Origin of the sequence: Mycobacterium sp. 663a-19 (assembly GCF_035616495.1) — a bacterium.
Classification (GTDB): domain Bacteria; phylum Actinomycetota; class Actinomycetes; order Mycobacteriales; family Mycobacteriaceae; genus Mycobacterium.
Genome location: NZ_JAPJAV010000006.1, coordinates 153,318 through 178,627, shown reverse-complemented (window position 1 = coordinate 178,627; position 25,310 = coordinate 153,318). Strand labels below are relative to the sequence as shown.

Genomic DNA, 25,310 nt, shown 5'->3' with positions numbered 1-25,310 from the left:
GCGCGCGGTCATTCCCTGAAACAGCTGTTCCGCTAAACGGTTCCACCGTCCGCAGAATGGCTGCAGCGGGTATTTCAGAACGCGTCGATGAAAGGTAACAGATAACCATGGCCTCACCAGGCAATAACGAAGGGCTGGACCTCTTCGGGCCCATTGTCGACTTCATGACACCCCCTGACGAAGAGCAGCTTTGCGTTGTGCGCTTAGTCATGCCCGCACGGGTCACAATGCCGCTGCACAGCCACAAGGCACTTTGGAGATTTGTACATTCTCGCCGGCAGTTGCCACGTCCTGGTGGAGGACAACGACGACATCGAATGGCGCGACGCCCACGCCGGTGATTACATCCGGGTGCCGAGTGATGCTATGCACGCCCTACGCAATGTCTCCGAAGAGCCCGCCGTCGCCCTCGTCATCACGACACCACACCGGGGTGCCTTCTTTCGTGAGGTTGGCCGGCCGGTCGGTTCCCCGCCACCGACTGCCGTAGAGGTGGCTCGCTTCGCCGAGATCGCGGAACGTTATGGATACCGAGTGGCAACACCGGAAGAAAACGCAGCGGTCGGCATCAAGTCATCGATGTTGACCGCGTGACGATCCGGCCAAGTCGATTCTTATGGGCGGTCGGTGTAGCTCCGTTGTCGCTAGCTGTGGGAAAGATGTCCCATCGTCGGTTGCGGCCACACGCTGACTCGCCGCAAGCTCTGATTCATTGGTAAATGGAAGGATTCTTAATGAGCACTCGAATCCTGGCAATGGTGGGAAGCCTGCGAGCCGGTTCCCATAACCGCCAGCTAGCCGAGGCGGCCGTCAAACTCGCACCGGAAAGCATCGAGGTCGAAATTTATGAGGGCCTAGCCGACGTGCCCTACTACAACGAAGACCTCGACCAGCCTCAGGCCGTACCGCCTGCGGCCGGCGCGCTGCGCGCCGCCGTGGATTCCGTGGACGCTCTGCTGATGGTCACGCCGGAATACAACGGCACCGTCCCCGCCGCACTCAAGAACGCTGTCGACTGGTTGTCAAGGCCGTACCACAGCGCAGTAATCGACAACAAGCCTGTCGTTGTCATCGGTACCTCCGGCGGAAGATACGGCGGCGCATGGGCGCACGAAGACGCCCGCAAGGCGGCGCGTATCGCCGGCGCGACCGTGCTCGACTCAGTCGCTTTGTCGGTGCCCCGCGCGGCGACGCGGTTTGCCGACACCCCTCCCGTGTGCGACGAGGTAATCATCGCCAAGATACCCACCATCCTCGATGCGCTCGCCTCAGCAGCCCAAACCCCAACCGACTGACCGAAGGGATCTGCCATGACAACATCGCTGTCCGTCAACCGTCGTGACGTCGACGAGGTCCGGCCATTTGTCGCTCCGGCCAACCTGTTTGCGAACCTGCAAGCCGTGCTGGTCGACTTGATCGAATTGCACCTGCAAGGCAAGCAAGCGCACTGGAACGTCGTCGGCACAAATTTCCGCGATCTGCATCTGCAGCTCGACAGCATCGTCGATACCGCGCGCGAAGCCAGTGACACGATCGCCGAACGGATGCGCGCCTTGGACGCGGTACCTGACGGGCGGTCGGACACCTTCGTCGCAACGACAAGCGTTCCCGCCATAGCCCCGGGTCTACTCAACGTCACCGAAGCGGTCCAGATGATCACCAACCGGATCTTCGCCGTCGTGGGCACCATGCGCAGTGTTCACGACGAGGTCGACGCCGCCGATCCCTCGACCGCCGACTTGCTGCACGCCATCATCGACGACCTGGAAAAGCAGGCATGGCTGCTCAAGTCCGAAATCGGCACAGCTTGAGCGCCACGGGATTCCGGCCGATTACACGAGGAGGTATGTCAGATGACTCAGCCCGGAGTCACGGTCGTGCAGCCAGGAGAAGGGGATTACGTTGCCCTGCCTGGCTTTGGCGCGGTGTTCAAGCTATCCAGCCGCACCAACGGGGGCGAGGTGTCAATCGTCGAGCATCCGTTTGAGGTCGGCCTACTCACCGCGGCGCACCGGCACACCCGCGAGGACGAGCATTCGATTGTGTTGGCAGGCGAGATCGGGTTCCGTTCTGACGACAGTGAAGTCGTCCTCGGTCCCGGCGGCTACATCACCAAGCCGCGGGGGCAGATGCACGCCATGTGGAACGCCGGCAGCGAGCCTGGTCGCATCGTCGAGATCATCACACCGGGCGGCTTCGAGAACTACTTCCGCGAGCTGGGTGAACTGCTGGTCGAGCATGCAAATGATCCGGTCGCCAGGGTCCTGCACGAGCTGCCCGAGTTCGGGGAGCTCGCCGACAAATACGGGCTGACCTATGGGTCGCCGGACTGGATGGACGACATCCGCCAGCGCTACGGGCTGAACCCGCCTTCGCACTGATTCGCCTGCCGGGTGTAGGCGCTGCTCAGCCCGCGATTTGGCGGCCTTGCAGGCGTTCGGTAACCTGGCATTTACCGACGCGGGGTGGAGCAGCTCGGTAGCTCGCTGGGCTCATAACCCAGAGGTCGCAGGTTCGAATCCTGTCCCCGCTACCAGCGGAAATGGCTCCCGGAGACGTCTCCGGGGGCCATTTTCATGCCCGACGCGTCGCGGTGGGGTTGCGAGCGGTTCCCGACTTGAGGACTTTTCGACTTCGCCCGGCGACCCGATGTTTTAGTCTCACATCACCAGCAGGGTTCGCGTGGTTGGATTGAGAGGTGCGCATGATGCCCGTCATGCTCGGGCTGCGGGTCACCAACCGGCGCTTCGACGAAATGACCGCCCACGCCGCTGACGTCGCTACGGCCGGTCCGGTTCAATGACGGATTGTCGCTGAGGCATCAATGGCGATCGGTGACGCGCGCCGGTTGCGGCTGCTGCTGGACAACATTCCGGCCATGGTCAGCTATTGGGATCGCGAGCTGCGCAACGTTGTCGTAAACCGGGCCTTCATCGATTTTTTCGGGACGACAGCCGCCGAGGTCCGTGGGCGTCATTTCCGTGAGGTCCTCGGCGACAATCTGTACGAGCTCAGCCGCGCTCACGTTGACGGGGTGCTCGCCGGTGGCAAGCAGGTGTTCGGGAGCACATTGACCGATTGGCACGGCAGAAGCAGGCACGGCGAGGCGACCTGCATCCCCGACATCGTCGAGGGTGAGGTGAGCGGCTTTTATGTTTATGTTCAGGTCGCCGATGCCGAAGCGCGTGTCGAGGCCGAACAAGCCCGCGACGACGCCGTTCGGCTGTTGCAGATCAGCATGGACAACGCGCCTGTCGGCCAAGCGATCGTGGACATGTCCATCCGTGCGCGCTACGTCAACCCGGCGTTGTGCGCGATGTTCGGCTACAGCGCCGATGAGTTGATCGGCGTCGACCTCCGCAATTTCGTCCACCCGGCCGACGTCGCGACCGCAGCGGCAGACTTCGACAAGTTGAAGAACGGTTCGCAGTCACCCGTCACCTCGGAACTTCGACTTGTCCATCGCGACGGGACGACGATCTGGGTACAACGCAACGCGGTGATGGTGCCGGGCGTGCACGGCTCCGACGACCTCGTCATTGGGCAGTTCGTCGACATCAGTGCGCGCAAGCGGGCCGAAGCCGAACTCGCGCGGCGGGCAGTGACGGACGCGCTCACGGGACTGGGCAATCGAGAGGCGTTCTTCGACTGCATCCAGAACCGGCGGGTCGCCGAGCCCGCGGGTTCGGTCGGCATCGTGTTCATCGACCTCGACGGGTTCAAGAGAATCAACGACGCTCATGGACACGGCGTCGGTGACGCGGTCCTGATCCAGGTGGCTCGGCGCATCACACAGATCGCGGTTGCACCCGACTCGGTCTATCGCTTGGGCGGCGACGAATTCGTTGTCTTGTCCACCAACGCCGAAACGGAGCAGCACGTTGCCGAGCTGGCGAAACGGCTTCGCCGCGCGCTCACGGGGGGTTACGACACCCCGGCGACACAGCTGACTCTGAGCGCGTCGGTCGGCTGCACCTGGGGTCCGACCGAAGACATCGAGCAGCTCCTTCGTGATGCGGACGCCCACATGTATCGACAAAAAGCCCGGCGGCGCAGGAATAGTCGCTTATCCGATGCCGTCCCGTTCGACGCGATGACGCCGTCACCGAGACGACCCGGAAAACCGGAATGGGGCCGCGCCCGGGAATAGCCCCGCATCGCCTGTGCGTTCTGCGAGCCATGAACCCTTTGACCGAGGCTCAGCGCCAGGCGTTCCTCGCGGCGAAGCATGTTGGCGTGTTGTCCGTAGACGCGGACGACGGCCGGCCGCCGGCCAGCGTCCCGATCTGGTACGACTACACCCCTGGCGGCGACATCCGGATCAACACCGGCCCGGGGACCCGCAAGGCCAAGCTCATCGAGCGGGCCGGTGCGGTGACGCTGGTCGCCCAACGCGAGGAGCTTCCGTATCAATACGTGGTCGTCGAGGGCACCGTCGTCGACACCACCACGCCGGCCCCGGCCGAGGTACGCGAAGCCATCGCGATCCGTTACCTCGGCGAGGAAGGCGGGCGCCAGTTCGTCCGCAGCATGGAGGGTCAGGACAGCGTGCTGTTTACCATCCGGCCCGACCGCTGGCTGACGGCCGACTTCTCCGATGAGCTCTGAGCCGAAGCCAAGCGCCACGTCCTACCCCTGGTCGACGGGCTGCTTGTCGGCGGGGTCGACGCGCGAATGCGCGGTCAACAGTAAGTGGTCGAACTCCGACTGCGAGGTGAGCGTCGGGCCGATGCCGCGGAAGTCTTCGGTGATCTGTTCGGCCAGCAGCCGGAGCTTGACGTTGGTCTCCTGGGATAGCCACTTGAGCAGGTCGAACGCGGCGTCGTCGCTGATGCCGTAAATCAGCATCAGCATGCCCTTGGCCTGCTCGATTCCGGCGCGCTGCTCGGTGATCTGGGCCAGCTTGGCGGTGACGAGGTCCTCACGCTCCCGGTCGGGCAGCGGGGAGACGTCGACGTAGAACCCGTGTGTTCCGATCACCTCGCCGTGCTCGTCGTAAAGCTGGTCACCGACCACGACGACGTGGTGTACGTCTCCGCCGGTGTCGATGATCCGATGGCGGGTGCTGAACGCCTTGCGGGTGTTCAGGATTTGATCGATCGTGGCCGCGACCTGCCCGCGGTCCTCGGGGTGCTTATGTGACAGCACCAGATCGGTTGTCGGGGTGACGCTGCCCGGCCGATACCCGTGCATTCGCTGCACCTGTTCCGACCATTCCCACCGCTGATCGGCGAAGTAGAACCGGAACCAGCCCACCTGTGGCGGGACGCCGCCGGCCAAGGCCTGTCCCAGATCGGCCGATTGGCCTTTGAGGTTCCAATCCATCGTTGACTCTTCCTCGGATTCAGTCCATCGGGCAAGGCCGACCACCGTCATGCGCACACAAGCAACCCCGACGAAACGGGGTCGATACAAGACTTCGCGAAGCGGCTAAACCGGCGCTAGCTGCTGAACGCCGAGGACTGGCTTCAATGTCTTGCCACAAGCCCGCTTGTAAAAACCAATATCAGCGGCGGTCTAGGGGTGGGAGCGGCGGCCGCGGATGTCGGCACGATTCCGAGTCCGGCGTCGACGGCGCCGCACCGCCCGCTCATCGGCGAATCAGGCGTCTACCACCTCCCGGTCTCCGGCACTCTCGTTGATCGCCTTGTGTCCGTTGCCGCGGGCGACGGAGATCTTGCGCGGCTTGGCCTTCTCGGCCACCGGGATGCGCAGGCTCAGGACGCCCTCGTTGTAGGCCGCCTGGATCCGGTCGGTGTCGAGGTTTTCCCCGAGGACGAGCTGGCGGCTGAACACCCCGCGCGACCGCTCGGCGGCCAGCATTTCGCGGTTGGGGTCCACGGCCGGACGCTCGGCGCGCACGGTCACCACGTTGCGCTCGATGTCGATGTCGAGCGAGTCGGGGTTGATGCCGGGCAGGTCGAACTCGACGACGAATTCCTCGCCCTCGCGCCAGGCATCCATCGGCATCACCGCGGGCCGGGCTGCCGTGCCGAGTACTTGCTGAGCGAAGCGGTCCAGGTCGCGGAACGGGTCGGTACGCATCAGCATGGTCACCTCTCACTCCAATCTCTGGTTGTGAAGCCGATATTCCCTATGTCTTACAACATAGATTTTATATAGCACTATCGACACTTCAGTGCAAGTGTGGTAAATAGTTTTTCTGTGCGAACCAGTTCAGGAGATGCCGTTCAGGAGACGTCAATGGCCAACAACGCCGGTGACACCCCGGCCCCCGACCACGGGGTCTACGGCATTTCGGTGGCCGCCGAGCTTTCCGGTGTCGCCGTGCAGTCGCTGCGCCTGTACGAGCGTTACGGGCTGCTGACCCCGGCCCGAAGCGAAGGCGGGACCCGCCGCTACAGCGCCGACGACCTGGCGCGGTTGCAGCGCATCAGCGCGCTGGTCGACGCCGGGGTCAACCTTGCCGGCATCGCCCGCATCCTCAGCCTGGAAGACGACAACGCCGCGCTGTCCGCGACCAACACCGACCTGCGTTCCACCAACCGCACCTTGCGGAAGGCCGCGAAGAGATCCGACAAGAACGCGACCTGAGAACGCTCAGGCGACCACCCGGAACCGCTGTGCGCTCGGGTCCGCCGGGTCGGGCAGCGTCATGCCGGCTTCGGCGCCGGACCGCAGATAGTCGATCACGGCGTCGTTGAGAAGCTCACCGGGCACGACCGCGGGGATGCCGGGCGGATACGGGGTGATCTGCTCGGCCGCGACCCGACCGGCGGCCTTCGAAGCGGGCACCATTTCCGTCGGGCCGAAAAACGCGTCACGCGGCAGGCACACGGTCTGAAGCTGCAGTTCCTCGGGCGCGGGCAGGCGTATCGGCGGCGCCCGGTCGAAGTCCTCGGTCGCCTCGCGCCACTGCGCCATCGCGGCCACCAGACGGTCCGCCGTTTGCTTGTCGTCGGCAAACGACATCGTCGCCAGCACCCGGCGGTGGTCGCTGAGGCCGAGGTCGATCTTGCAGTGCTCGCGCAGCCAGTCCACGGCCTGGTATCCCGACGTGCCGGTCCCGGAGACATCCATCAGCACCTGTGTGGTGTCCAGGTCGCAGGACGCCTCCGTGCCCAGCAGCTCGTCCTCGAGGACCGCGACGTCCGCGATCTCGGCCAGCCGCGCCCGCAGGTAGCTGGCGAGGTCGAGCTCGGCGGTGAGCAGCTCGTGACCGCGCTCGACCATTTGGCGCCGCCAGCCGTCCAGCGCGGCATAGATCATCACGTTCGGGCTGGTCGTCATCAGCAGATCGGCGCACATCGAAAGCCGTTGCGGGTCAACCAGATTCCCCTGCAGGTGGAACACCGAGCCCTGCTCGAACCCCGCGCCCATCTTGTGGACGCTGACCACGCAGACGTCGGCGCCGGCGTCCATCGCCCACGTCGGCAGGTCCTCGTGGAACGGAAGGTGCGCGCCCCAGGCCTCGTCGACTATCAGCGGCTTGCCCCGCCGATGGCAGACGTCGGCGATGGCCGAGATGTCGGCGCAGGTGCCATACGGGCCGGGGCTGACGATCAGCGCCCCGGCCGCGTCCGGGTATTCCTCCCACGCGGCGGCCACCTGCTCCGGCGACGGCGGATGGGAAAAGTGCCGTTCGACGTCCCAGCGCGGGGTGATCCACCTGGGCCGCACGCCGGAGAAGATCAGGCCCGCCACGATCGACTTGTGGCTGTCGCGGGCGACGAGCAGGCCGCCGTCGGCCCCGCCCGCGACGGCCATCATCGCGGCCCGCACCGACAGCGAGCTACCGCACGTGGAGAAGAAGGCGTGCTGAGCGCCGACGGCGTCGGCCATCAATTCCTCCGCGCGCGCCAGGAACGTCCCGCGGGACATCCGGTCGTCGAGCCCGTTTGTGGCGAGCAGATCGTTGCGGAACGGGTCCCTACCCAGGACGGCAAGGACGCGTTCGTCGACGCCGGCGCCCTGGCGGTGCCCCGGCGGACTGAAACCGTAGCGGTTGTTCCGGTGGTAGTCGACCAGCGCGTCCAGCAGCGGTGCCTGCGACTGATCCATGGCGGATCGGGTACCCAGGGGCAGCGGGCGCCAATCGGCGCTCGCCTGCGTGTCGACCCGGGAGCCGAGCACTGTTATCCGAAGACTTTCCGCCGCATGTGTTGCGGCAATACGCCCTGCTCGCGGACGGCGAACGCGGGGTCCTCGTCGGGCCGCGCGGTGACTACTGCTGGATGTGCCTGCCGCGCTGGCACGACGGCGCGGTTTTCAATTCGTTGCTCGGTGGCGCCGGCGTGTACGCCGTCGCGCCCAATCTGCCGCGCTTCGTGTGGGGCGGATACTACGAGCCGCGGTCGTTGATCTGGCGTTCCCGCTGGGTCAGCACCGGCGGGATCGTCGAGTGCCGCGAAGCCCTGGCCCTGCCCGCCGACGCGCATACCGCGGTGTTGTTGCGCCGCATCCACGTTATCGACGGGCGGCACCGGATGCGCATCGCGCTCGATGTCCGCGCGGACTTCGGCGCCCATATGTCGGACGTCTCGCGCGGCGAAACCGATCGGGGCCGGGTGTGGATGGGCAGGTCGGGGCCGTGCCGATTCCGTTGGACCGGAGCCGATGACGCCGAGCTTCGCGACGACGGCTCGCTGGAGGCGGTGCTGGAGGTCGTTGCCGGGCGTGACCACGACCTGGTTCTCGAAATCTCCGACCGGGAACTGGATTCGGCGCCGACACGGGCGGAGGACGCCTGGCAAGCCACCGAATACGCGTGGGCGCAAGCGGTTCCGGCCATCACCGACACCCTGGCCGACCGCGACAGCCAGGTCGCGTACGCGGTCCTGCGCGGTTTGACGAGCGCCGACGGCGGGATGGTTGCCGCCGCGACGACGTCGTTGCCGGAACGCGCCGAACAGGGCCGCAACTACGACTACCGGTACTGCTGGATCCGCGACCAGTGCTACGCGGGGCAGGCGATGGCGGCCGCCGGCGGCTACCCGCTGCTCGACGACGCCGTCCGCTTCGTCAGCGAGCGCGTCCTCGCCGACGGTCCGGGGCTGCGGCCGGCGTATTCGGTCGACGGGAATCCGCCGCCGCGCGAACGCGACCTCGACCTGCCCGGGTATCCCGGCGCCGTGGCGCGGACCGGCAACTGGGTGTCGGACCAGTTCCAGCTCGACGCGCACGGCGAGGCCCTGCTGCTGTTGGCGGCCGCGGCGCGGCTGGACCGTCTCGACAGCATGCATTGGCAGGCCGTCCACACGCTGGTGCGCAGCATCGAACAGCGTTGGCGCGAACCCGATGCCGGCATCTGGGAACTCGACGACCGGCGTTGGGCCCATTCCCGGCTGACGTGTGCGGCGGGGCTGCGCGGCATCGGCGCGGTGGCGCCGCCGCGGCTGGGCGCGGAGTGGCAGCGCCTGGCCGATCAACTGGTCGCCGACGTCGACGCCGACTGCCTGCATCCGACCGGGAGATGGCAACGGGCGCCGGGGGATTCGCGGATCGACGCGGCCCTGGTGCTGCCCGCGATCCGGGGCGCGATCCCCGCGGACGACCCGCGCACCGCCGCCACCCTCGAGGCGGTGCGCTCGGAGCTGTCCGACCAGGGCTTCGTGTACCGGTTCCGTCCAGACCAGCGGGCACTCGGAGACGACGAGGGCGCCTTTCTGTTGTGCGGGTTCCTGATGGCGCTGGCGGACCACCAGCAGGGCAACGACCTGGCGGCGGTTCGCTGGTTCGAGCGCAGCCGGACGGCTTGCGGCCCGCCCGGGTTGTTCGCCGAGGAGTTCGACGTCGAACAGCGTCAGCTGCGCGGGAACCTGCCGCAGGCCTTCGTGCATGCGTTGTTGTTCGAAGCGGCGCATCGCCTGCCCGGTCGTGGACCGGGCCGCGCCGGTTGATCGAGCCGCCGACGGGTACCCCGCCCTGCGGGAGCCGCCCGTGAGCGGGCCGAAGGACCCAAAGGAGTATTCGCAATGAGAGAAGTGCAGGCCGGCGCCGACGACGTGGCCCGCGCCGCCAGCCGCGAGGCCGACGTCTACCGCGGCGACAATCCCCGGCCGCTGGGCGGGTATCTGGCCGTTTTGGGCATCTACAGCGCCGTGGTGGTCGTGGCGACGGTGCTCGCGGCGCTCACCGGGCGCACCTTGCCGACGCGTTGGCGCGCGCAGGACCTGGTCACGGTGACGCTGGGCACCCACAAGCTGTCCCGGACGTTGTCCAAGGACGCGGTGACGAGCCCGCTGCGGGCGCCGTTCACCCAGTACGCGGGCACCGGCGGCCCCGCGGAGGTCAAGGAGGAGGTCCGGGAGGACAGCCAGTTGCGGCACAGCCTGGGGGAGCTGTTGACCTGCCCGTTCTGCCTGGACATGTGGGTGGCCACCGCGTTCGTCATCGGGCTGGTCTTCGCGCCCCGGTTCACCCGGCTGATCGCGGGCAGCTTCACCGCTTTGGCCGGGGCCGACTTTCTTCAGCTCGCCTACGCGATCGCGCAGCAATCGGCGGAAGGCTAGGCGGCACAGCGCCTTTCGTTATGCGGGGCCGTCACTCCTCGACGTCGAAGAACGACTCGCCGTCCTCCGGTGTCCCGTCGATCTGGCCGCGTTCGCGACCGTGCACTTCGGGATCGATGTCGTCCAGGTCGTCGTCGGCGACCACGTCGAGGGCTCCGCCCGCCTCGGCGTCGTGCGCCTGCATCGACGGCCCGTCGTCGCCGGGGTCGTCCGAGGTCTCCGCCGCCAGCTTCTCGTCGAGCGACGTGTTGTCGTCGGTCTTGATCCACCTGTCGGGCGGGTCGACCACCGCGTCACCGTCGTCGTTGCGGACCTCGTCGGAGTCCAGGCTCTCGGACTGCTCCAGCATGTCGTCGTCGAAGTCGTTTGGCACGACTGCCGGTTGCCCGAGACTCGGCGAAGTTAAACAGCGCAGTCGTGCAGCGAAGTCAGGGCGCGGGAAAATCCGGTGCAGCCGCTGCCGACGATGGCGATCGAGGTCATCGACCCCAGTGGAGGGCCCCTGGGATATATGGCGATCCGTTCGGGGCGGCGCTGGGAACCACGGTCCTGCCGCCCTCACGAAAACCGTTGGCCGCGAACATATTTCGCCCTTGTGCGTCATCGTCGCCGAAGGCTCGGGTCCGTGCCGCGCGAGGCGGCCCGCGCCCGGGCCGGCCATTTCGTTTTCTGGATCACGGATTTCGTTTTCTGCCTAGCCCCTTGTCGCCCCTCGGCGTCACGATGACACGGTGAGGCAGGTATCTGCAAGGGTCGAACGCACCCGAATGCGTCCCCTGGTCGTCGCGTCGGGCCAGGCAGCGCCGCTCACGACGCTCCCGAGGGGGTGATGCCATGCCCGATAACAACAACAACACGATCGCCACTCAGCTGGCCGACCTGATCGCCGGCCTCGACCGGCACGGGACAGATACCAGGACCGGCCTGCACGAGCTCATTGACAGCGGCAACCAGCACGTGACGGGCTCCGAATACGCGGGGATCACGCTGGCCGAGAAGGGCAAAGCGATCACCAACGTGGTCGCCACGCATCGCTACCCGATGGTGTTGGACGTGATCCAGAACGATTACGGGGAGGGGCCGTGCGTCGCGGCGGCGTGGCAGCACCACGTCATGCACGTCGAAGACCTCGCCGTCGACCGGCGTTGGCCGCGCTATCAGGAGTATGCGCTGGCGAACACCCCGATTCGGTCGATCCTGTCGTTCGAGTTGTTCGTCGATCGCGATACGACCGCGGCGCTGAACTTCTTTGGCCACCATCCCTACGCGTTCAACGAGGAATCCATCGAAGTGGGCGGCATTTTCGCCACGCATGTCGCCCTGGCGTGGTCGATGATGCGGCGCCACGACCAGTTCCGCAGCGCCCTGGCGTCGCGCGACATCATCGGTCAGGCCAAGGGTGTCATCATGGAGCGCTTCAACCTGGATGCCGTGGAGGCGTTCGACCTGCTCGCAAGGCTGTCGCAAAAATCCAACACCAAGCTGTTCGACGTCGCCCGGGCGCTGATCGAGAACGAACATCCGATCAAGTGCCGCCATAACTGACGGGGCCGCCCTGCGGTCGGCGATGAGCCGCTCGCAGAGGTCGTAATCGTCGTCCGCGCCGTAGGCCAGCGCGCCGACGACTGCCGCCGCCGAGTCGTACCAGAGGTTCAAGCCGTCGCGATGGGTGAGCATCTGGCAGCGTTCGTAACCATCGCCCCAGCCGTGGTCCTTCGGCGGGCCCCCCGATTGTCGCCCAAAACCCTGGCACGCCATCCTATTTCATGCCTCGGCCCGCGGCACGGGCCCCGGCGATGTCGTGCGTGCCAGCGCGCCGACAAGCGCCCAACCGGCGCCCGCACGTTTCGCCGGGCGCCACCCGGGTAGCCCGCCATTCATGAAAGCTGTCACTTGGCAGGGCAAACGCGACGTGCGGGTGGAATCGGTGCCCGACCCCAAGATCGAACTGCCCACCGACGCCATCGTCGAGATAACCTCGACCAACATCTGCGGGTCCGACCTGCACCTCTACGAAATTCTCGGCCGGTTCATGAAACCGGGGGACATCCTCGGTCACGAGCCCATGGGGGTGGTCCGCGAAGTCGGCGACGAGGCGGGCGACCTGCAGGTGGGCGACCGCGTCGTCATCCCGTTCCAAATCTCCTGCGGCAGCTGCTATATGTGCGGCAAGCAGCTTTTCACGCAATGCGAAACCACCCAGGTGCGCGACCAGGGCATGGGAGCGGCGCTGTTCGGCTACTCCGAGCTCTACGGCGAAATCCCCGGCGGCCAAGCCGAGTTGCTGCGGGTGCCCCAGGCCCAGTTCACCCACATCAAAGTCCCTGTGGGACCCCCGGATTCGCGGTTCGTCTACCTGTCCGACGTGCTGCCGACCGCCTGGCAGGCGGTGGCCTACGCCGACATCCCGGACGGCGGCACGGTGGCCGTGCTCGGGCTGGGCCCCATCGGGGACATGGCCGCGCGCATCGCCGATCATCTCGGCCGCCGCGTCATCGCCGTCGACCTGGTGGCCGAACGCCTGGCCCGCGCCGCCCAGCGCGGCATCCACACCATCGACCTGGGGCGGCTCGACTCGTCGCTGGGCGATGCGATTCGCGACCTGACCGACGGGCGCGGCGCCGACTCGGTGATCGACGCGGTGGGGATGGAGGCGCACGGCTCCACGGCCGCCCGGCTGGCCCAGCAGGTGACCGGGGTGTTGCCGGATGCGGTCGCCAAGCGCCTGATGCAAACCGCGGGCGTGGACCGGCTCAACGCGCTGTACTCCGCCATCGACGCCGTCCGGCGCGGCGGCACGATCTCGCTGATCGGCGTCTACGGGGGGATGGCCGATCCGCTGCCGATGCTCACTCTCTTCGACAAACAGGTGACGCTGCGGATGGGGCAGGCCAACGTCAAGAAGTGGGTCGATGACATCATGCCGCTGCTCACCGACGACGACCCACTCGGCGTCGACAGCTTTGCCACCCACGTGCTGCCGCTCGCCGAGGCGGCGCACGGCTACGAGATATTCCAGAAAAAGCAGGATGGGGCCGTGAAGGTCGTGCTCAAGCCGTAACCTCCCGCAAATGCGTTGTCCGCCAGGGCCGTTCGCGCGGTGGTTTGACCACCGCACCGCCAGGGTATCAAGTGCGCCATGACCACCGCAGCGCCCGCCCCCACGCCGACCGGCGAATTGTGGCCGGGCAGGGCCTATCCGCTGGGCGCCACCTACGACGGCGCGGGGACCAACTTCGCCGTGTTCAGCGAGGCGGCCGAGCGGGTCGAGTTGTGCCTGTTCGACGATTCTGGAGACGGCGACGCCGAGGCGCGGATCACGCTGCCCGAGGTCGACTCGTTCGTCTGGCACGGTTACGTGCCGGGGATCGAGCCTGGCCAGCGCTATGGCTACCGCGTGCACGGTCCGTACGAACCCGGGGCGGGGCTGCGGTGCAACCCGAACAAGCTGCTCCTGGACCCGTATTCGAAGGCCATCGACGGCACCTTCGACTGGAACCAGTCGCTGTTCAGCTACAACTTCGGCGACCCCGACAGCCGCAACGACGACGACTCCGCGTCCAGCATGCCCAAGTCGGTGGTGATCAGCCCGTTCTTCGACTGGGGCTACGACCGCCCGCCGGACCGCGAGTACGCCGACACCGTCATCTACGAGGCGCATGTCAAGGGGCTGACGAAGACTCACCCGGACATCCCCGAGCAGATCCGCGGGACCTACGCCGCGGTGGCGCACCCGGTGATCGTCGAGCACCTCAAGGGCATCGGCGTGACCGCGGTCGAGCTGATGCCGGTGCACCATTTCGCCAACGACTCCACCCTGATCGACAAGGGCCTGAACAACTACTGGGGCTACAACACGATCGGCTTCTTCGCGCCGGACACGAAGTACTCCAGCTCCACCACGCCGGGCGGGCAGGTGCAGGAGTTCAAGGCGATGGTGCGCGACCTGCACGAGGCGGGAATCGAAGTCATCCTCGACGTGGTCTACAACCACACCGCCGAGGGCAACCACCTGGGACCGACCCTGTCGATGCGCGGCATCGACAACGCCGCGTACTACCGGCTGGTCGACGACGACAAGCGCTACTACATGGACTACACCGGCACCGGCAACAGCCTCAACGTCGGGCACCCGCACACGCTGCAGCTGATCATGGACTCGCTGCGCTACTGGGTGACCGAGATGCACGTAGACGGCTTCCGTTTCGACCTGGCCTCGACGCTGGCCCGGGAGTTCTACGATGTGGACCGGCTGGCGACGTTCTTCGAACTCGTGCAACAGGATCCGACGGTCAGCCAGGTCAAGCTCATCGCGGAACCGTGGGACGTCGGGCCGGGCGGCTACCAGGTGGGCAACTTCCCGCCGCAGTGGACGGAGTGGAACGGAAAGTACCGCGACACGGTGCGGGACTTCTGGCGCGGTGAGCCCGCGACCCTCGACGAGTTCGCCTACCGCCTGTCCGGGTCGGCCGACCTCTACGAGCACACCGGGCGCCGGCCCGTCGCGTCGATCAACTTCGTCACCTGCCACGACGGCTTCACGCTGCGGGACCTGGTGTCCTACAACGCGAAGCACAACGAGGCCAACGGCGAGGACAACAACGACGGCGAAAGCCACAACCGGTCGTGGAATTGCGGCGCGGAGGGGCCGACGGAGGACGCGCGGGTCAACGAGCTGCGCGCCCGTCAGCAGCGCAACTTCGTCACCACCCTGCTGCTGTCGCAGGGCGTGCCGATGGTCTGCCACGGCGACGAGCTCGGCCGCACCCAGCGCGGCAACAACAACGGCTACTGCCAGGACAACGAGTTGACCTGGATCGATTGGGCCGCCGCCGACGCCGGCCTGCTGGAGTTCACCCGCGCGGTGTCGGCTTTGCGCGCGGGGCACCCGGTGTTTCGCAGGCGCCGGTTCTTCTCCGGCAAGCCGGTGGGCCGCCGCGGCCAGGGCGGCCTGCCCGACATCGCCTGGTTCACCCCCGACGGCGCGGAGATGACCGACGAGGACTGGGGCACCAGTTTCGCCAAGTCCGTCGCGGTGTTCCTCAACGGCCAGGGCATTCCCGACCGCGACACCCGGGGGCAGCGCGTGGTCGACGATTCGTTCTTCCTGTGCTTCAACGCCCACCACGAGTCCATCGAATTCACGCTCCCGCCAAAGGAATTCGGCGCCGCCTGGCAGGTCGTGGTGTTCACCGGGCCCGGGGAGGAGACGCCCGCCGACGAAGTGCCCGGGGGAGGCGCGCTCACCGTCCAGGCCCACACCGCGGTGGTGTTGCAAGCGCTTCCGGCCGGCCAGCCAAATGGTCGTCGATAACAGCGTCGGTCAGCTCATACACGACGGATCTGTCCAAGCAGAAACGAGCCGGTTGGTGCAGGCTCGTGGTCGGCGACGGTTCGAATGCAGAGCGCGTCGTGACCGAGGAGGCCGAATGTGCATGATCACGTCATAAGTGTTGACGGCCGCGATATCCATGTCGTGGAGAACGGACCGCACAGCGAGCCGGCACTACTGCTGATCCATGGCTACGCGGGATCGACGGTCTGGTGGGATCGTCTGGTCCCGCGGCTGGCGGAGAATCATCGCGTCATCCGCGTCGACCTCCTGGGCCACGGACGATCGGCCAAGCCGGCCGACGGCTATGCCATTGCGGCGCAGGCGAATATGATCGCCTCAGTCCTATCGGGGCTGGGTGTACGCACGGTGATCGCCGTCGGTCACTCCACCGGCGGTGTGATCGCGACTGCCCTCGCGGAGCGTCGCCCAGTCGTTGCGCTTGCGCTCATCGATAGTGGACCGAGCGTCGACGCTTATCTTCATCCGGGCGGCCTTGGTCGGTTGATATCGATACCCGTGGTCGGGCGCATTCTATGGGCCCTGCGAAGCGAGTCCACGATCCGCAAGGGGTTGAGGTCGGCGTTCACCCGAGAGGTCGATATCGCCCCACAGATCGTCGCCGATGTACGAAGCATGAATCATCGGGCGTTCACTGCGACGCCGAAAGAAACCATGAAATACGTTGCCCGACGCAGTCTGCCGGATCGTCTAGGTGAGTTGGCTCTGCCGGTGCTAGTGGTTTTCGGGGTCGAGGACCGACGCTGGCGATCGTCGTCAACCGCTGAATACACCACGGTGCCGAATGTGGCCGTCGAGCTGCTGCCCGGTGTCGGACACACCCCGATGCTGGAAGAACCGGACCTGACCACTGCTTTGTTGGCAGGCTTTGTCGCGAAACACTGCACCGGAGCGCGCGGTGTCCGCGACTGATACCCGTTTCGAGGAGCATCGCGATGAGGCGTTGCGATTGCTGGCCGCCGCACTCGAATTGGGCCCGTCCGCATCGAGCACGGAGCGCCGAAATCTGATCGCAGCCGCTCAAGTGCACGCTGCACTCGCCCAAGCCGTCGCCCAGGACCGCACGCGGAGCGCGATCGACGACCGATCCAGAGGCCATGCATCCATTCGCTGAGGCGCTTGCGGACAAGAGCCTCGACGATCTGCTTGCCTGTGTGTCGGCGGAGGTCACCTACCACTCTCCGGTGATGCGCAACCCGGTACGCGGAGCGGTGGTGGCGGACATCCTGGCGATCTTGCTGGATGCCGTCGACGATCTCACTATTCGCGAGGAATTCGGCGAGTCCAGCACCGCGGTGCTGATCTGCGGTCTTACGGTGCAAGGTGTACGTGGCGAAGCGGCCTGGGTGCTGCGGTTCGACAGGACAGGAAAGGTCCGCGAACTGACGTGGCAGGCGCGACCATTTGCGGTGGCGGTCAGGTTGTCGGAGGCCTTCGGTGGCGGACTTGCCCGGCGGCGCGGCGGCGTCTTTCCGGCGATCGTATTGGCGGGTCGCCCGCTCGCACGTCTCGTCGCGTGGATGGTCGACCTGCTCGCGCCGCACCTGGTGCGTTAGCAGCTCCTCCGGGTCTCAGCATTCATCCCGAAGTCGTCGTCCGCATGTTCTGCGCTAAGGGCGACGGTGATGTGAGGGTCTCATCGCACGGTCGGCTGCGACGTATGTGAGCGCGAGCACGAGAACTGCGAATTTGACTAGAGCCGCGACCTGCGCGCGCCGAGCGTGAACCGCGATGTCTGCGCGCTTGAGCACCTTGAGCAACGAAACCCCTTCGGCCGCATCGGCTGCAACGGCCACGATTACTGCGGCGGGTAGGACAGGAGGGTGGCCACGATGTCGACGTGCGTGGTCGACGAGCAGCGCGGTGAACGTGCCGTAGGTCGCCATGTATCCGAAGTCGAGCCACAGGGATACTCGCGCGGCCCGTTGACCGTCCGTACCCCAGCGGGTCATGATGCGCTCGGCTTGGGCGCCGCTGCCGGCCAGCTCGAATGGAATGATCCCCGGCCCCCCAGTTGCGCGCATGCGTCGCTCCGGCAACAGCATTAGCGCCGTGTAACCGATGAACGCAACGCCCGCTGCCGCGAGTCGTCGATCACCGATGCGAAATGCCCAGCGGCTCAGAATCATTTGGACACTGTCTGGTGTGTGCTGTTCGCGCGCGGGGTGATCACCATGAGCAATCTGGTCAGAAAACACGGATCCACGACGTCGAGTATGACGTGATCAAATCGCGGCCGCTTGGACAGATCCGTCGTATTGGCTGGTGCGACGCCTCGCATGCCGGAGGTACTCTTCCGTATGCACGTGTGGAACCTGGGGCCGGATCGGCTCATGGTGTCCGGCACGTTCAGCGACTTCGCAGTTCACCACCATCCGGCGGTTCAGGTTGCGGTCGGCACCACGGGCCCGTTGACCGTCATCGACACCGACGGCGAACGCACCGAGTGCCGACTCGTCGTGGTGGCCAGTGGCACCCGACACTCGGTGCGGTCGGACGCAGGATCGGCGGCGTTGTCGATATACCTTGGGCCGGCAACGCGCGAGGGCATTGCCCTGAATGCGTTGACCCGCAATGTCACCCAAGACGGCGGTATCTGGACTGTGCCAGCCGGTGAACGCCTGGCCGACGCGGTAGCCGAAGCGGTGACGACCAGCGGACCGCGCGTTGCGGCCGATTTCCTCGTCAATGAACTATGTAACTCGTCGGACGCCCGCCACGAGTGCGGACCTTCCGTCCACCCGCAGGTGCATCAAGCGATCGATCTGATTTCCAGCACCGTACCGGCCGCCATCGATCTCGCATCGGTCGCCGACGCGGTGGCAATCTCGCCCGATTACCTGGGCCGACTCTTCAAACGGCACACCGGGGCGTCCTTCTCAGCCTCGACGCGGTGGGCGCGGCTGTTGACCGCCATGCGCTATCTCGTCGACGGCATGCCAGTCACCGACGCCGCCCACCTCGCTGGGTTTGCCGACGGTTCGCACGCCAACCGGGTGTGCTGGGAGATGGTCGGAGCCAATCCCAGCGACCTGCTGCCTGCAATCGCACCCTCGCCGGCCACCGTGCCACCGCCGACCCCGGGCGGCGGGTAGATCCGGTAGGTTCGTGCCTGCAGCCGGCTTTACAGGAGAGGGCGAATATGTCACGGACAGTGGTGGTTGGCGCGTCGAGCGGGCTCGGCCGCTGCATCGGTGTGGGGCTCGGGCAGCGCGGCGAGCGGGTGGCCCTGCTGGCCCGGCGTCGCGAGCGCATCGAGGCCGCCGCCAACGAGGCGGGACAGGGCGCGATCGCCGTCGAATGCGACGTCACCGACGAGGCGTCGTGCGCCTCGGCCGTCGCCGAGGCCGCCGACGCGCTGGGCGGCATCGACAACATGATCTACACGCCCGCGGTCGGGCCGCTGGTCCGGATGGTCGACACGGACGCCGAAACGTGGCGGCGCATCTTCGACACCAACGTCATCGGTGCGTCGCTGGTGACGGCCGCGGCGGTGCCGCACCTGACCGCTTCGGCGGGCAAGGCGGTCTACCTGTCGTCGGACGCGGGCAGTTTCGGCCCGCCCTGGCCCGGCCTCGGCGCGTACGGCGTCAGCAAGGCGGCACTCGAGCGGCTCGTCGAGGCGTGGCGGGCCGAGCACCCCGACATCGGCTTCACCTGCCTGATCGTCGGGGAGTGCGCGGGCGGCGAGGGTGACGCGCAAACGGGGATGGCCGTCGGCTGGGATATGGACCTCGCCATGAAGGCCCATCCGCTGTGGATGTCGCGCGGCTGCATGCCGGGCAAGTTGATGCCGGTCGAGGACCTCATCGAGGTGGTGCACACGATCCTGCGCACCGATGCGGCGACGTCGATGCCGGTGGTGGTGGCCCGCGGCGCGCCGGCCGGGTCGCCGGCGTTCGCGGACGCCGCCCCGTCCTAGCGTCCCAGCCGCTCGCGGACCAGGTCGGTCAGGAAGCGCGCGCTCGAGGTCGGCCGGAACGCGCGGGCCGCCTCGGTGAGCGCGTCACGGGACTCCGGGCGCAGCTCGATGTCGGCGGCGGCGACGTTGAACTCGAGCTGCTCGACGCTGGACGCGCCGGGAATGGCGACCACGCCGGGCAGGCTGACCAGCCAGGCCAGCGCAACCTGGGCCGGCTTGGCACCGACCTCCGTCGCGACGTCGCGCAGCGTCTGCAGCAGCGGCTCGATGCGACGCAGGTTTTCGGTGCCGAACAGTGGGTTGACCGCGCGCACGCCGCCGGGACGGTTGTCCAGGCCGTACTTGCCGCCCAAAAGCCCCTGCGCCAACGGGCTGTAGGCGATCACGATCCGCTTCTCGCGCTCGGCGAACGGCACCAGGTCCCGCAGCGCGTCGGCGTGGGCGAGCGAGAAGTGCACCTGGTTGCTGATGACCGGGCGCCCCAGCGCCGCATCGGCTTTGCGCCAGCGCGCGAGCGAATAGTTCGACACACCGGCCGCGCCGATCTTCCCGTCGTCGAGCAGGTCGCGCATGCCCGGCATGATCACCGAATCGGGCACCACCGGGTTGGGTTGGTGGATCTGGTAGAGCGGGATGCGTTCCAGGCCCAGTCGGCGCGCGCTGGCGCGCTCGCGCTGCTTGATCACCGTGGGGAAGGGGGCGACCGGGAAGACCTTGCTGGCCACCGCGACCTCGGCGCGCTCGTCGCCGAGCGCCTCGCCGAGGATCCGTTCGCTCCTGCCCAGGCCGTACACCTCGGCGGTGTCGAACAGCGTGACCCCCAGCGCGCGGGCCCGCCGCACGATGTCCCGCGCGGCGCCGGAGGCGTAGCTGTCCCCGTAACCCCACTCGCGCGAGCCGAATTGCCAGGTGCCCAACCCGATCCGGCTGACCCGTCCCACTCCGTCGACGTCGAGATACTTCATGGCGCCCACCGTACCGAGCCGGCCGGTCCGGGGCCGGTCGGGGCGTCAGCCGGGGATCTTGTCGAGGATGTAGCGGGCGATGCTCACCACCATCTGGCGGGGGGCGTCGGCGTCGGTGGTGCCGAGCTGGTTCACCTCGAGGTCGACGACGACGTTGGATTTGGCCGCGACGGCACGGACGAAGCGCACCTTCAGGTCCTTGGGCACCAGATCCATTGTGGTGATGCCGTTGCCGGCGTCGGCGGGCGCGCTCAGGGAAAGCGGGTACGATGGCCCGCTGCGATCCGTCACCGTCACGGTCGAGCCGCCGCATTGGTGCCAGCCGTCGAGCAGTTTCGCCAGTTGCGACTGGGCGGCCGGCGGGTCGGCGAACGCGGTGACCGCCTGCATCACCTGGGTCGACTTGAGAAAGCTACGCGTGTCGTCGAATTCGGCCGCGTGGTAGCGCAGGACGGCGTTGAGGGTGTACGCCTCCGGCGCCCCGGGAATGACGCTTCCCCAGCACTGCGCGCGGTCGATGCCGGCGGTCGTGTCCGACCTGGCCGGGCGGTCCCAGGTCTGGCCGGGCTGCAGGTTTTCGTCGGACGTGATCTTTTTCAGGGCGTCGAGCCCGGGCAGGAGCGTGACGATGTTGTCCGGCGCCACCGTCGGCGCCGGCGCCGCCTCGGTGGTGGCGGTGGTGGTGGTCGCGGGCGCCGCCGCCTGCCGCGACGGGAAGGCGGTCAGGGTGGCCCACGCGACCAGCGCGAGCACCGCGAACGCGATGAATGAATACGACAGCGCCACCCCAACCAGGGCGCGGTCCCGGCCGAGCTCACCGGTGCGCCGGATCTGCGCCAGCCCCAGATGCCCCAGGATCGCGCCCACCGGGGCGAACACGAAGGCGAACACCAGCGACAGCGTCGCCAGGGTGTTGACGGGCGGGCGGTAGCCCGGGGGTGGTGGTGCGGGGATCGGGGGTGGCGGCGGCGACGGCGGAGGCAACGGGACGCGGCCGAGCGGGTCGTACGTATACGGGTTGTCCGTAAAAGGGTTGTCCCCGAACGGATTCTGAGGGTCGGTCACGGCAAGGTCTCCTATGGCCTCCTTGTGGCCCGGCTATCCGCTCAGCATGCGGTATTGGGCCGCGATCTGCTGGTGTGCGGTGTCGAGTTGGCGGGCAACGGCTTTGATGACGTAACGGCCCGCGGCCGCCAGGCACCAGTAGCGGGGCACCAGTCCGCTGGCCCCGGCGACCCGGGTGCAGCGGCTCTGGGGCAGCCCCGGCGTCGGTGCGGCGCCCTGTGCCGCCGTCGTCGCGGCCGCGGTGTCGCTGTAGGCCTGCGCCAGGGTCCGCGCGCCCGCGTCGTCCCTGGCCTGATACACGGTGGTGAGGTTGGTCGACACGACGTCGACGCCCGCCGCGGTCAGGTCGGCGCCGACCTGCACCGGGTTGGCCTCCAGATGCAACGCACCCGCCGGCCCGTAGGCGCCGCCCGACGTGGAGGTGGCCTGATCGGGCGGCAGCGGCACGGTGCGGGCGACCAAACCGGTGGGGTCGCGGGGAAGCACCGCGAACCCGTCGGGGGCGGTGGGGGAGAACTTGTCGATCTGCGGAACCTGGAGATCGAGAGTGCGTGCGGCCAAAGGGGTTTCGCAGTCGGCGCCGCCGGCGCACCGGACAACCTGGACCAGGACGTAGGGCCCGTGCGCGGTGAAGGCGGACAGCTCGCGCACCGTCTGGCTGCCCTCCTGGAACGTCAGCAGCGCGGCGGTGGCGTCGGGATGACCCGGGATGGGCACCGCGCGTTCGGGTTCCGTCACGATCGGCGTGGCGCTGGGAACCCGGGGCATGGCCATCGCCTTGGCGTGCATGCCCTGGGCGCCGGCCGACGCGGCGGCGGGGTCGGCGAAGCGCAGCACGGCATTGCGCAGCGAGGTTTGCGAATCCGCGCCGGGGGTTTGCCGTTCGGACATGAAGCCGACCACGAACGGCAAGCCGTACGCCCCGCCCGCAATCGGTGCCCACATGACGTGGGCGAACTGCCGGAAGTCCTCGATGACCTCGGCGGTGCTGCTGGAGCCCTGGGCGGCCAGCCCGGCGTCGGCCTGCCACGGCCCGACCACATAGTCGGCCATGCGCCTGCCCTCGATCAGCCGGCCGTCGTGCTCGTTGCCGGCGTTGCCCAGCGGCGGCTGCGGGGCGGTCGGGTAACCGCCCGGGTCGAGGGCCGCGGCGTTGACCGATGCCGAAGGGCCCGAAGGGGTTTGGGGCGCCGGGCGCGCGGCGCCCCCGGTGGTGTGGCCGCAGCCCAGCAGCACCGCGGCGAGCAGCGCCGCCAGCACTAGGCTCCTCAACGTCGGGCTCGTCACGTCTTGCAGATCTTCCAGCCGTCTTCCAGTTTCAGCGGCAGGCTGACCGAGCGGCTCCCCAGGGCCTCGTTCTGGGCGTCCATCGTCGCCGTGGCGGTGTTGCCGGTGATCGTGACGGACGTGATGGCCTTGATCGTGGTGAGGCCCGTTTCGGCGCGGCCCTTCTTCACGTAATTCATTACCGGCCCGGTGAATTGGGCCCGCATCGCCGAGCACATCAAATCGGTGTAGGCGTCCCAATTCTGGGTGTTGTAGGCGTCCTGGAAGGCCATGACGGTCTGGCGTATCTGGTCTTCCGCGGAGGGCGGCGCGACGGGCGCGGCGGTCGGGGCGGGTGCGGTGGCCCGGGCGGGCGCGGTGGCCGCGGCGCCGCTGTGCTGGGCCACCGGGGAGCCGCCGGTCACGGTCGAGCAGGAAGCGGTGACCGCGGCGACCGCAACCGTGGCCGCGGCGGTGGCGAGTACCGATCGGTTCATTGCCGGGGCACCTTTCCGGCCGTCGCGGTGGCCAGGGCGGCGACGTCGGCCCCGCCGCCGGCGCGGCACTGGCGGATGTCGATGATCACGTTGCCGCGCTGCAGCATTCCGTGCTGGCAGGACGCGTTGCCGCCGCGCAGGCCGGCCGAGATCGTCAGGACGCCGGCGGTCGTGACCGGCTGGCCGAACTCCCACGTCTGGGGGGCCTCGCCCGCCGGGGTGACGGTGACGGTCTTGCCGCCGCACAACGCCCACTGCCCCCGTTGCGGCACGTACGACAGCCCGGCCCCGTCCTGGGATCCGAAGGCGATGACGGCCTGGGTGACGCCGTCCTGCCACGCCTTCTGGTTCATGGCGCGCAACTCCTGCGCGGCCACGCCCGTGTAGGCGCTGCCGGCGTAGACCGATTGCTGCGCGGGCGCCCACGCGGACAGGCATTGCGGGTTGTCGATCGTCGGGCCGTCGTCGAGCAGGCTGGAGCCGTCGCGCTCGAGCAGGACGGTGTCGCCGTGCGTTGCGTTGGCGATCTCGGCGGCGGTGAGCAGGATGGGTCGTAGCTGCGCGGCGGTGATATCGGTGGCCGGCGGTCCCTGCGCCGCGACGGGCACCGACGTCCCGGGGCCGGATCCCGCTGCCGCGCTGAGGCTTTCGGCCATGTCGTTGGGCCAGGCCAGGACGGTGACGGTACCGGCGACGAGCAGCACGACCGCGGACAGGGCGGCGGCGATCGCGGTGCGCCGGCGCCGCCGCACCGGTGGCGACGGCCGACCAACCGGCACAGCCACCGCGCGATCGTGCAGCGCCGCGGCGGCCGCGTGGGCCAGCGCGGTGGCCGATTGGAATCGGGCGGCGGGATCCTTGGCCATGGCGACGGCGACGACCCGGTCGAGCGCGGCGGGCAGCCAGGGGGCCAGGTCGGTGACCCGCGGCGGCGGGGCGAACAGGTGCGCGGCCATCACTCCCGCCACCCCATTGGTGTCCGGGTATGGCGTCTTGCCGGTCAGCAACCGAAACATCGTGCAGCCCAGCGAGTAGATGTCGATCCGGCCGTCGATCGGCGAATTCGACAGCACCTCAGGGGCGGCGTAGGCGACGGTCGCCAGCACCGAATTGGTCGCGGTCAGGCCGACGTCGTCGAGGGCCCGGGCGATGCCGAAGTCGCCGAGCAGCACCCGTTCGTGCGGTCCGACGGGCCCCGAAAGCAGGAAGTTCGCGGGCTTGACGTCGCGGTGCACCACGTGGTGGGCGTGCGCGAAGTCGAGCGCCTTGGCCACCTCGATGAGGATGTGCACCACGCGCTGGGGGCTCATGGTTCCGGCGTGCAGCGCGGCGTCGGCGTCGGTGCCGTCGACGAACTGCATCGCGATCCACAGCTGGCCTTCCTCGGTCTGCCCGCGGTTGTACACCGACACGATCTGGGGGCGGTCGAGGGCCGCCGCCATGTCGGCCTCACGGATGAACCGCGCCCGGAAGTCGGGGTCGCGCGACAGTTCGGCCGAGAGCACCTTGAGTGCGATGTGGCGGGGCAGGGCGGGGTCGGCGGCCAGATAGACGGCCCCCATGCCGCCGGTGCCCAGCACCCGCTCGATGCGGTAACCGCCCACCACGGACCCCACCCTCAGCATGCAGATCACCCTAAGGTCAACCGCGTTCTCCGGGGCGCGGGTCCGGCGATCTGCCCGCTCCGGGCGGCGCGCGGTGCAGCTCACGCGGGGAAACCGCCGTTTGGCCGGGATGCCGCGGGGTATGCGCGAACCGTGGGCTTTCTTG

26 protein-coding genes and 1 tRNA gene are annotated in these 25,310 nt (G+C 67.8%); 17 read left to right on the top strand and 10 right to left on the bottom strand.

The window, feature by feature from the left end; all coding sequences use genetic code 11:
* Nucleotides 1-261 precede the first annotated feature (261 nt).
* The 7 genes from OQ968_RS12950 (at nt 262) to OQ968_RS12920 (ending at nt 4,608) form a co-directional block, all read left to right on the top strand.
* The gene (locus OQ968_RS12950) at nt 262-594 is read left to right on the top strand and encodes a cupin domain-containing protein (protein ID WP_324678348.1); all 333 of its coding nucleotides are present in this window, start codon (nt 262-264) and stop codon (nt 592-594) included.
* A 140-nt stretch (nt 595-734) separates the two neighbouring features.
* On the top strand, nt 735-1,295 hold the full coding sequence (locus tag OQ968_RS12945) for an NAD(P)H-dependent oxidoreductase (RefSeq protein ID WP_324678346.1): 561 nt from the start codon (nt 735-737) through the stop codon (nt 1,293-1,295).
* Between the two features lie 15 nt (nt 1,296-1,310).
* On the top strand, nt 1,311-1,811 hold the full coding sequence (locus OQ968_RS12940; protein ID WP_324678344.1) for a DNA starvation/stationary phase protection protein: 501 nt from the start codon (nt 1,311-1,313) through the stop codon (nt 1,809-1,811).
* Between the two features lie 42 nt (nt 1,812-1,853).
* Nucleotides 1,854-2,381, top strand: coding sequence for a cupin domain-containing protein (locus OQ968_RS12935; RefSeq protein WP_324678342.1), 528 nt, complete (start codon nt 1,854-1,856; stop codon nt 2,379-2,381).
* Between the two features lie 78 nt (nt 2,382-2,459).
* Nucleotides 2,460-2,536 (top strand) — tRNA-Met (locus OQ968_RS12930).
* A 312-nt stretch (nt 2,537-2,848) separates the two neighbouring features.
* A complete protein-coding gene (locus OQ968_RS12925) occupies nt 2,849-4,150 on the top strand; it encodes a diguanylate cyclase domain-containing protein (RefSeq protein ID WP_324678340.1) in 1,302 nt (433 codons plus the stop codon).
* Between the two features lie 29 nt (nt 4,151-4,179).
* Nucleotides 4,180-4,608: a pyridoxamine 5'-phosphate oxidase family protein gene (locus OQ968_RS12920; protein ID WP_324678338.1), complete on the top strand. Its 429-nt coding sequence runs from the start codon at nt 4,180-4,182 to the stop codon at nt 4,606-4,608.
* 21 nt (nt 4,609-4,629) lie between these two features.
* Here the strand turns inward: OQ968_RS12920 and OQ968_RS12915 are convergent, their stop codons facing one another.
* Nucleotides 4,630-5,325, bottom strand: coding sequence for a PAS and ANTAR domain-containing protein (locus OQ968_RS12915; protein ID WP_324678336.1), 696 nt, complete (start codon nt 5,323-5,325; stop codon nt 4,630-4,632).
* A gap of 276 nt (nt 5,326-5,601) precedes the next feature.
* Nucleotides 5,602-6,051 (bottom strand): HSP20 family small heat-shock protein, encoded by a 450-nt coding sequence (locus tag OQ968_RS12910; protein ID WP_324678334.1) that lies wholly within the window; start codon nt 6,049-6,051, stop codon nt 5,602-5,604.
* Nucleotides 6,052-6,204: 153 nt separating this feature from the next.
* Between OQ968_RS12910 and OQ968_RS12905 the strand changes: the two genes are divergently transcribed.
* Nucleotides 6,205-6,555, top strand: coding sequence for a helix-turn-helix transcriptional regulator (locus OQ968_RS12905; protein WP_324678332.1), 351 nt, complete (start codon nt 6,205-6,207; stop codon nt 6,553-6,555).
* A 6-nt stretch (nt 6,556-6,561) separates the two neighbouring features.
* Here the strand turns inward: OQ968_RS12905 and OQ968_RS12900 are convergent, their stop codons facing one another.
* Entirely contained in the window at nt 6,562-8,022 is a 1,461-nt protein-coding gene (locus tag OQ968_RS12900) for an ornithine decarboxylase (protein ID WP_324678330.1), read from the bottom strand.
* A gap of 98 nt (nt 8,023-8,120) precedes the next feature.
* On the opposite strand from OQ968_RS12900, the gene OQ968_RS12895 reads away from it, so the two are divergent.
* Together OQ968_RS12895 and OQ968_RS12890 are read left to right on the top strand one after the other, a co-directional pair.
* Nucleotides 8,121-9,860 carry a glycoside hydrolase family 15 protein gene (locus tag OQ968_RS12895; RefSeq protein WP_324678328.1) on the top strand — a complete coding sequence of 580 codons (1,740 nt, stop codon included), beginning with the start codon at nt 8,121-8,123 and terminating at the stop codon, nt 9,858-9,860.
* Nucleotides 9,861-9,935: 75 nt separating this feature from the next.
* Nucleotides 9,936-10,472, top strand: coding sequence for a DUF1360 domain-containing protein (locus OQ968_RS12890; protein WP_324678326.1), 537 nt, complete (start codon nt 9,936-9,938; stop codon nt 10,470-10,472).
* A 31-nt stretch (nt 10,473-10,503) separates the two neighbouring features.
* Here OQ968_RS12890 and OQ968_RS12885 read toward each other — a convergent pair whose 3' ends face one another.
* Nucleotides 10,504-10,845 (bottom strand): hypothetical protein, encoded by a 342-nt coding sequence (locus OQ968_RS12885; RefSeq protein WP_420715902.1) that lies wholly within the window; start codon nt 10,843-10,845, stop codon nt 10,504-10,506.
* 461 nt (nt 10,846-11,306) lie between these two features.
* Between OQ968_RS12885 and OQ968_RS12880 the strand changes: the two genes are divergently transcribed.
* From OQ968_RS12880 to OQ968_RS12860, 5 genes are all read left to right on the top strand, one after another.
* Entirely contained in the window at nt 11,307-12,017 is a 711-nt protein-coding gene (locus OQ968_RS12880) for a GAF and ANTAR domain-containing protein (protein WP_324678324.1), read from the top strand.
* 334 nt (nt 12,018-12,351) lie between these two features.
* On the top strand, nt 12,352-13,533 hold the full coding sequence (locus OQ968_RS12875; RefSeq protein ID WP_324678322.1) for a zinc-dependent alcohol dehydrogenase: 1,182 nt from the start codon (nt 12,352-12,354) through the stop codon (nt 13,531-13,533).
* A 78-nt stretch (nt 13,534-13,611) separates the two neighbouring features.
* Nucleotides 13,612-15,786, top strand: a complete 2,175-nt coding sequence (gene glgX, locus OQ968_RS12870) for a glycogen debranching protein GlgX (protein WP_324678320.1) — start codon at nt 13,612-13,614, stop codon at nt 15,784-15,786.
* 117 nt (nt 15,787-15,903) lie between these two features.
* Nucleotides 15,904-16,737, top strand: a complete 834-nt coding sequence (locus OQ968_RS12865) for an alpha/beta fold hydrolase (RefSeq protein WP_324678318.1) — start codon at nt 15,904-15,906, stop codon at nt 16,735-16,737.
* A 185-nt stretch (nt 16,738-16,922) separates the two neighbouring features.
* Complete coding sequence (locus OQ968_RS12860) at nt 16,923-17,381, top strand: hypothetical protein (RefSeq protein WP_324678316.1); 459 nt, start codon at nt 16,923-16,925, stop codon at nt 17,379-17,381.
* A gap of 54 nt (nt 17,382-17,435) precedes the next feature.
* Here the strand turns inward: OQ968_RS12860 and OQ968_RS12855 are convergent, their stop codons facing one another.
* Nucleotides 17,436-17,954 carry a hypothetical protein gene (locus OQ968_RS12855; RefSeq protein WP_324678314.1) on the bottom strand — a complete coding sequence of 173 codons (519 nt, stop codon included), beginning with the start codon at nt 17,952-17,954 and terminating at the stop codon, nt 17,436-17,438.
* Between the two features lie 150 nt (nt 17,955-18,104).
* On the opposite strand from OQ968_RS12855, the gene OQ968_RS12850 reads away from it, so the two are divergent.
* Complete coding sequence (locus OQ968_RS12850) at nt 18,105-18,920, top strand: helix-turn-helix transcriptional regulator (protein ID WP_324678312.1); 816 nt, start codon at nt 18,105-18,107, stop codon at nt 18,918-18,920.
* Between the two features lie 59 nt (nt 18,921-18,979).
* A complete protein-coding gene (locus OQ968_RS12845) occupies nt 18,980-19,747 on the top strand; it encodes an SDR family oxidoreductase (RefSeq protein ID WP_324678626.1) in 768 nt (255 codons plus the stop codon).
* On the opposite strand, the gene OQ968_RS12840 is transcribed toward OQ968_RS12845, so the two are convergent.
* Genes OQ968_RS12840 through OQ968_RS12820 form a run of 5 tightly spaced genes read right to left on the bottom strand, consistent with a single transcriptional unit; the run spans nt 19,744 to nt 25,165 of the window.
* On the bottom strand, nt 19,744-20,712 hold the full coding sequence (locus OQ968_RS12840) for an aldo/keto reductase (RefSeq protein ID WP_324678310.1): 969 nt from the start codon (nt 20,710-20,712) through the stop codon (nt 19,744-19,746). The genes OQ968_RS12845 and OQ968_RS12840 overlap by 4 nt on opposite strands.
* Nucleotides 20,713-20,757: 45 nt before the next feature.
* On the bottom strand, nt 20,758-21,777 hold the full coding sequence (locus tag OQ968_RS12835) for a sensor domain-containing protein (protein WP_324678308.1): 1,020 nt from the start codon (nt 21,775-21,777) through the stop codon (nt 20,758-20,760).
* 33 nt (nt 21,778-21,810) lie between these two features.
* Nucleotides 21,811-23,049, bottom strand: a complete 1,239-nt coding sequence (locus OQ968_RS12830) for a DUF7373 family lipoprotein (protein ID WP_324678306.1) — start codon at nt 23,047-23,049, stop codon at nt 21,811-21,813.
* A gap of 11 nt (nt 23,050-23,060) precedes the next feature.
* The gene (locus tag OQ968_RS12825) at nt 23,061-23,540 is read right to left on the bottom strand and encodes a nuclear transport factor 2 family protein (protein ID WP_324678304.1); all 480 of its coding nucleotides are present in this window, start codon (nt 23,538-23,540) and stop codon (nt 23,061-23,063) included.
* Entirely contained in the window at nt 23,537-25,165 is a 1,629-nt protein-coding gene (locus OQ968_RS12820; RefSeq protein WP_324678302.1) for a serine/threonine-protein kinase PknH/PknJ, read from the bottom strand. The genes OQ968_RS12825 and OQ968_RS12820 overlap by 4 nt, the downstream gene beginning before the upstream one ends.
* Between the last annotated feature and the right edge of the window lie 145 nt (nt 25,166-25,310).

What these genes read in the sequence shown, in the direction of transcription:
- OQ968_RS12910 (WP_324678334.1), bottom strand. Translation starts at nt 6,051, where the DNA reads ATGCTGATGCGTACCGACCCGTTCCGCGACCTGGACCGCTTCGCTCAG.
- OQ968_RS12880 (WP_324678324.1), top strand. Translation starts at nt 11,307, where the DNA reads ATGCCCGATAACAACAACAACACGATCGCCACTCAGCTGGCCGACCTG.
- OQ968_RS12890 (WP_324678326.1), top strand. Translation starts at nt 9,936, where the DNA reads ATGAGAGAAGTGCAGGCCGGCGCCGACGACGTGGCCCGCGCCGCCAGC.
- OQ968_RS12915 (WP_324678336.1), bottom strand. Translation starts at nt 5,325, where the DNA reads ATGGATTGGAACCTCAAAGGCCAATCGGCCGATCTGGGACAGGCCTTG.
- glgX (WP_324678320.1), top strand. Translation starts at nt 13,612, where the DNA reads ATGACCACCGCAGCGCCCGCCCCCACGCCGACCGGCGAATTGTGGCCG.
- OQ968_RS12855 (WP_324678314.1), bottom strand. Translation starts at nt 17,954, where the DNA reads ATGATTCTGAGCCGCTGGGCATTTCGCATCGGTGATCGACGACTCGCG.
- OQ968_RS12820 (WP_324678302.1), bottom strand. Translation starts at nt 25,165, where the DNA reads ATGCTGAGGGTGGGGTCCGTGGTGGGCGGTTACCGCATCGAGCGGGTG.
- OQ968_RS12825 (WP_324678304.1), bottom strand. Translation starts at nt 23,540, where the DNA reads ATGAACCGATCGGTACTCGCCACCGCCGCGGCCACGGTTGCGGTCGCC.
- OQ968_RS12905 (WP_324678332.1), top strand. Translation starts at nt 6,205, where the DNA reads ATGGCCAACAACGCCGGTGACACCCCGGCCCCCGACCACGGGGTCTAC.
- OQ968_RS12840 (WP_324678310.1), bottom strand. Translation starts at nt 20,712, where the DNA reads ATGAAGTATCTCGACGTCGACGGAGTGGGACGGGTCAGCCGGATCGGG.
- OQ968_RS12940 (WP_324678344.1), top strand. Translation starts at nt 1,311, where the DNA reads ATGACAACATCGCTGTCCGTCAACCGTCGTGACGTCGACGAGGTCCGG.
- OQ968_RS12860 (WP_324678316.1), top strand. Translation starts at nt 16,923, where the DNA reads ATGCATCCATTCGCTGAGGCGCTTGCGGACAAGAGCCTCGACGATCTG.
- OQ968_RS12945 (WP_324678346.1), top strand. Translation starts at nt 735, where the DNA reads ATGAGCACTCGAATCCTGGCAATGGTGGGAAGCCTGCGAGCCGGTTCC.
- OQ968_RS12900 (WP_324678330.1), bottom strand. Translation starts at nt 8,022, where the DNA reads ATGGATCAGTCGCAGGCACCGCTGCTGGACGCGCTGGTCGACTACCAC.
- OQ968_RS12935 (WP_324678342.1), top strand. Translation starts at nt 1,854, where the DNA reads ATGACTCAGCCCGGAGTCACGGTCGTGCAGCCAGGAGAAGGGGATTAC.
- OQ968_RS12920 (WP_324678338.1), top strand. Translation starts at nt 4,180, where the DNA reads ATGAACCCTTTGACCGAGGCTCAGCGCCAGGCGTTCCTCGCGGCGAAG.
- OQ968_RS12875 (WP_324678322.1), top strand. Translation starts at nt 12,352, where the DNA reads ATGAAAGCTGTCACTTGGCAGGGCAAACGCGACGTGCGGGTGGAATCG.
- OQ968_RS12850 (WP_324678312.1), top strand. Translation starts at nt 18,105, where the DNA reads ATGCCGGAGGTACTCTTCCGTATGCACGTGTGGAACCTGGGGCCGGAT.